At 31.9% G+C, this 1199-nt stretch carries 1 protein-coding gene; it reads left to right on the top strand.

Annotation, left to right across the window (positions count from 1 at the left end):
• Window positions 1-1199 (top strand): IS3 family transposase gene (locus tag ACYEKI_RS21205; RefSeq protein ID WP_459213215.1). Its coding sequence is split into 2 segments (ribosomal slippage), with 1200 coding nucleotides annotated over them: window positions 1-329 and window positions 329-1199; the frame shifts between segments, so codons are not numbered across the junction. This gene is flagged as partial in the annotation.

The following is a 1199-nucleotide window of genomic DNA, read 5'->3' as shown; positions in this document are numbered from 1 at the left end:
CAAGAGAAAGCGTACCCAACGGGATTATAACTTAGGCTTTAAACTGGCTGTAGTATCCCAAGTAGAAAAAGGTGAACTCACTTATAAACAAGCCCAAAAGCAGTATGGCATCCAAGGAAGGAGCACTGTTTTGGTTTGGTTAAGAAAACATGGTACCTTAGATTGGAGCAAACCGGCCTTACTAATGCGATCAAAATCCAAAGAAACACCAGCCCAAAAGATCAAGCGATTGGAGCGAGAACTCGAAGATGAGAGACTAAAGAACAAGATTCTCAATACAATGATTGATATTTCAGATAGTCAATATGGTACATCTATCAGAAAAAAGTATTCATCTCAACAATCCAACGCATCAGACAAGAGCAAGAAGTAAGTTTATCTTGTTGTTGTCGATTGTTTGAGATATCCAGACAAGGATTTTATCAAAGTATAAAGCGTCAAGAAGCACGTTCTAGAGAATTATCAAAAATTAAACCTTTAGTTTTAGGTATACGCATGCAGATGCCAAGAATAGGTACACGCAAACTATATTATCTGCTAAAGGATAAATTTAAGTCTCAAGGAATTAAAATAGGAAGAGATGCCCTGTTTGCTTACTTACGTTCAGAATCTTTACTTATAAAACCAAAAAAGAATTATATCAAAACTACCAACTCTAAACATTGGTTAAGAAAACATAAAAACCTTATGTTAAATCAAACAGTAGATAAACCTGAACACTATTTTGTTAGTGACATTACATATATTAAATCAAGAGAAGCAACACACTATTTGTCTTTAGTAACTGATGCCTATAGTAGAAAAATTATGGGATATCATTTAAGTGATAATATGAATAGTGAAAATGTAGTCAAGGCACTTGATATGGCTATTAAAAATAGAACGTTTAACTCTGATTTGATACACCATTCTGATAGAGGATTACAATATTGCTCTGAAATATATCAAAGTAAATTAGCTAAACATAATATAAAACCATCTATGACTACTGGTTATGATTGTTACCAGAATGCATTAGCAGAAAGAATTAACGGAATATTAAAAAACGAATTCCTTATTTATAAATGTAATACAAAAATTGAATTGGAAACATTAGTAAAAGAGTCTATTGAAACTTATAATAATCTAAGACCTCATATGGCTCTTAATATGAAAACACCTAATTTTATACACAACAAAAAACCAGCGAAGTTAACTTC

Origin of the sequence: Aquimarina rhabdastrellae, assembly GCA_947387485.1 — a bacterium.
Lineage (GTDB): Bacteria > Bacteroidota > Bacteroidia > Flavobacteriales > Flavobacteriaceae > Aquimarina.
This window is presented reverse-complemented; position numbering and strand designations above follow the sequence as displayed.